The sequence below is a fragment of the Micromonospora sp. 15K316 genome (assembly GCF_004348525.1).
In the GTDB taxonomy this organism is placed as follows: Bacteria; Actinomycetota; Actinomycetes; order Mycobacteriales; family Micromonosporaceae; genus Micromonospora.
Genome location: NZ_SMKG01000342.1, coordinates 1 through 4201 on the forward strand (window position 1 = coordinate 1; position 4201 = coordinate 4201).

Annotated in this window: 3 protein-coding genes; all 3 read left to right on the forward strand. The window is 74.0% G+C overall.

The window, feature by feature from the left end; translation table 11 throughout:
• Positions 1-232: 232 nt before the first annotated feature.
• The gene (locus tag E1211_RS31035; RefSeq protein WP_132353633.1) at positions 233-1444 is read left to right on the forward strand and encodes an MFS transporter; all 1212 of its coding nucleotides are present in this window, start codon (positions 233-235) and stop codon (positions 1442-1444) included.
• A 55-nt stretch (positions 1445-1499) separates the two neighbouring features.
• Positions 1500-2339: a DUF4081 domain-containing GNAT family N-acetyltransferase gene (locus E1211_RS31040; RefSeq protein ID WP_132353635.1), complete on the forward strand. Its 840-nt coding sequence runs from the start codon at positions 1500-1502 to the stop codon at positions 2337-2339.
• Between the two features lie 173 nt (positions 2340-2512).
• Positions 2513-4201 (forward strand): ABC transporter ATP-binding protein (locus E1211_RS31045; protein WP_132353637.1); only part of this gene is annotated, 1689 nt, incomplete at its 3' end.

Here is a 4201-nt window from a genome sequence, read left to right on the forward strand (position 1 = left end):
GGACGGGTGGGAAGCCGAAGCCGCCGCCCCGCATCCGGACCTCCCGCATCGCGCCGTGCACTGCCCCGTGCATGGCGCCGTGCATCGCCTCGTGCATCACGTGGTGCCCGCGGTGGAATCGCATGTTCATCTCCCTGTCTAAGTATCGCTGATGCATCAACGATATATCGGCAATGTGTCGGCGACAAGACGGGGCTGCAAACCGTACGTACGTCTTGCTAGGCTGCGGGCCGTGCGACTGCTTCCCGACCCCGGACCGGCCCGGACCCTCGCCCTCTCGAGCCTGATCAACACCGTCGGCCGGGGCACCTGGCTGACCGCCAGCGCCCTGTTCCTGACCCGCTCGGTCGGCCTGACCGTGGCCCAGGTCGGCCTCGGCCTCACCCTCACCGCGCTGGTCAGCCTGGTCGCCAGCACCCCGATGGGCTACCTCGCCGACCGGCGCGGCCCGCGTGGCGTCCAGCTCACCGCGCTGCTCGCCTCCGCCGCGTGCACCGCCGCCCTGGTCGCCGTGCACTCCTTCCCGACCTTCCTCCTGGTCGGCATGCTGATGGCGATTGCCGACGCGGCCAACCGGGGCGCCCGGGGCGCGCTGATCGCCGGTGCCGTCCCCGCCGAACAGCGCGTACGCACCCGCGCCTACCTGCGCGCCGTCACCAACGTGGGGATCTCGGTCGGCGCGGTGGTCGCCGGTGTCGGACTCGCCGCCGACACCCGGGCCGCGTACGTGGCGCTGATCCTGCTGGACTGCGCGACCTACCTGCTCGCGGCGGTGGTCCTGCTCCGGCTGCCGGTCGTACCGCCGGTCCCCGCGCCCACGCACGGGCCACGGCTGGTGGCCCTGCGCGACCGACCGTTCCTCGCCTTCACCGTGCTCGACGGGTTGATGTCGATGCACTTCGGGCTGCTGAACATCGCCCTGCCGCTCTGGATCGCCGAGCACACCGCCGCGCCGCACTGGCTGATCTCCGCCTGCATGCTGGTCAACACGGTGATGGTGGTGCTCTTCCAGGTCCGTGCCTCGCGGGGCACCGAGGAACTCGCCGGGGCCGGCCGGGCCGCCCGCCGCGCGGGCGCGGTGATCGCCGTCGCCTGCCTGCTCTTCGCCGCCAGTGGCACGGTCCCCGGGCCGGCCGCCGTGGCGCTGCTGCTCGCCGGGTCGCTGGTGCACGTGGTGGGCGAACTGTGGCACTCCGCCGCCGGCTGGGGCATCTCGTTCGGTCTCGCCCCGGCGGACGCGCAGGGGCAGTACCAGGGCGCGTACGGGATGGGCATGCAGCTCGGGTCGATGGTGGCACCCGCCGTGGTGACCACGCTCGCGGTCGGCTGGGGCGTACCGGGCTGGTTGGTCCTCGCTGTGTTCTTCCTGTCCGTCGGTGCGCTGGTGCCCCCGGTGGTGCGCTGGGCCGAGGGCACCCGGACGGCGCAGCCGGTGGCCGCGTGACGCGGAGTCGGTACTCAGCCCGCGAGCCGGGGGGCGGATCTGGCACGCTGGAGGCGTGCTGACGGTGCCGGTACGGCAACTGGGGGAATCGGAACGACGCGCGGTCGAGCGCCTGCTCGACCTCGACCCGTACGCGGGCGCGCAGGTCGCCGAGCGGATCGCCGCGCGCGGACTCTCCTGGTGGCGGGCCGAGGGACGCATCCTCGGCTACGGAGCCCGGCGCAACCTCGAGTCGATCTGCTGGCTGGGCGGCAACCTGACCCCGGTGCTCGCCACCGAACCGGCCGTCGACGCGTTCGCCGACCTGCTCGCCGGCGAGGAGCGGCTCTGCTCGTCGATCGTCGGCCGGGCCGACGCCGTCCTCGGGCTCTGGGACCGCCTCTGCGACGTGTGGGGGCCGGCCCGGGACGTACGCCCCAACCAGCCGTTGCTGGCCACCGAGGCGCTGCCGGTGGTGCCCGCCGACCCGGAGGTGCGCCGCGTCCGCGTCGGGGAGGTCGACCGGCTCTTCCCGGCCGCCGTGGCGATGTACACCGAGGAGGTCGGGGTCTCGCCCCTGGCCGAGGATGGCGGGCGCAGCTACCGCCGGCGGGTCAGCGAACTGGTGCGCGGCGGCCGGGCGTACGCCCGCTTCGTCGACGGCCGGGTGATCTTCAAGGCCGAGCTGGCGGTGGTGACCCGGCGGACCGCACAGATCCAGGGCGTCTGGGTGGCCCCCGAGTGGCGTGGGCGGGGCATAGCCACGGCGGCCATGGCGGCAGTGGTCCGCGACGCCCTGCTGCGCGTCGCGCCGACCGTCAGCCTCTACGTCAACGACTTCAACCTGCCCGCGCGCCGGGTCTACGAACGGTGCGGCTTCCGCCCGGTCGGCACGCTCGCCACCGTGCTCTTCTGACCGCCGAAGCCCGGCCCGCACGCGGGATGCCGGTCTGCACCCGGAGCGCTGATCCACGTCGATAGCGCGGCCCCCGTGCGGGTCCGCACCTGCGAAAAATGTGTTGAACGCCGGGCTCGGCTGGGTGAGTCTGGCAGCACCGCCCCCCACCCAGCAGAGTCCGGAGGACTGTCATGCGCCTGGTCCGAGACCTCTGGGCCACCGCACCGCACCGGATGTGGGCGGTTCTCCTGCTCGTCGTGGTCGGCGCCGGTGGTCAGGCGGCCGCCTCCGCGCTCGCCGGTCCGGTGCTGGTGTACCGCTCCTCGGGCTGGTTCGCCGCCCTGGCCGTCGCGCTGGTCGCCGCGGTCGTCACCGATCTCGTGGTCGGCCTGCTGATGGCCGGGCTGACCGCCGACTGGTCCGCCGACGTGCGGCGACGCCTCTGCCGGGTGGCGCTCGGGCAGGACCTGCCCACCCTGGAGACCACCCCCGTCGGCGAACTGCTCGACCGCATCGACAACGACGTCTACCAGGTCGCCGCCGAGCTGCGGAACACCGGCGTACGGCTGGTGCAGGGCGTCGCGGTCTGCCTGCTCGCGACCGTGAGCGCGCTCTTCGTCTGGTGGCCGGCCGGCGTCGGAATGGTCGTCCTGACCACGCTGCTCGCGGTCGTCCTGCGCCGACCCACCGGGCTCATCGCCCCGGCCCGGATGGCCGAGGAGGAGGCCTGGTCCGACCTCGCCGCCGTGATGGAGGAGGCGGTGCACGGCCAGGACGACGTACGGACCAGCCTGGCCCGGCCCTACGTGCTGCGTCTCTACGCGCGACGGGCCGCCGAGGTGATCGCGCGGGCGGGGCGGGTGTTCCGGATGTCGGCCCGGGTGACCGCCATCGCCGCCGGCGGGATCCGGGCCGGCATCGCCGTCGTGGTGCTGGCCGGAGCATGGGCCCTGGCCAGCGGTCGTGTCGACGGCGCCCGGTTGACGGCGATCTGGCTGCTCGCGATCGCCTTCGGCGCGACGGTCGAGCACATGGCCCGCTGGGTGCCGCACCTGCAGTACGCGCTCGGCGCCTGGGCCCGGGTGCAGCTGCTCTCCGCCGCGGTCCAGGAGCCGACCGGCGGGGTGGAGCCGACCGATGGCGACCTCAGCCTCCGCGGCCTGACCTTCCGATACGCCTCCGACGACGAGCGCGGCGCCGCGTTGCGGAACGTCCGGCTGACCTTCGTCCGCGGGCGGTCGTACGCCCTGGTCGGACGCACCGGCTCGGGTAAGTCCACGCTGGCCAAGGTGCTCACCCGGGCCGTGGACGTGCCCCGGGGAACCGTCTTCCTCGGCGACACCGACCTCGTCGACCTGGACGTCGAGCTGCTGCGCCGGTGGATCGCCGTGGTGCCGCAACGCACCGAGATCCTCGCCGGAACGCTTGCCGAGAACGTCGCGCTCTTCGACCCGGACCTGCTCGACGACGCCGAGCGGGCGCTCGCGGAGCTCGGGCTGGCCGGGTGGATCGCCGAGCTGCCCGACGGGGTGCACACCCGGCTCGGCGAGGGCGGCCACGTGCTCTCCGCCGGGCAGGAACAGCTGGTCGCGTTCGCCCGGATCCTGGTCCGTGACCCCCAGGTGGTGATCCTCGACGAGGCGACCGCGCGGCTGGACCCGGTCACCGAGACCCGCGTACGGCAGGCCACCGAGCGGCTGCTCGCCGGCCGCATCGGCATCGTCATCGCGCACCGGCTCTCCTCGGTTCGCCGCTGCGACGAGGTGGTGGTGCTCGCCGACGGCGAGGTGCTGGAGGCCGGTCCGCTGCGGGAGTCGGCGCGCTTCGCCGAGCTGCTGGCGACCGCGGGCGCGAGCGCCTACGCCGGAACGGGCGGGCGG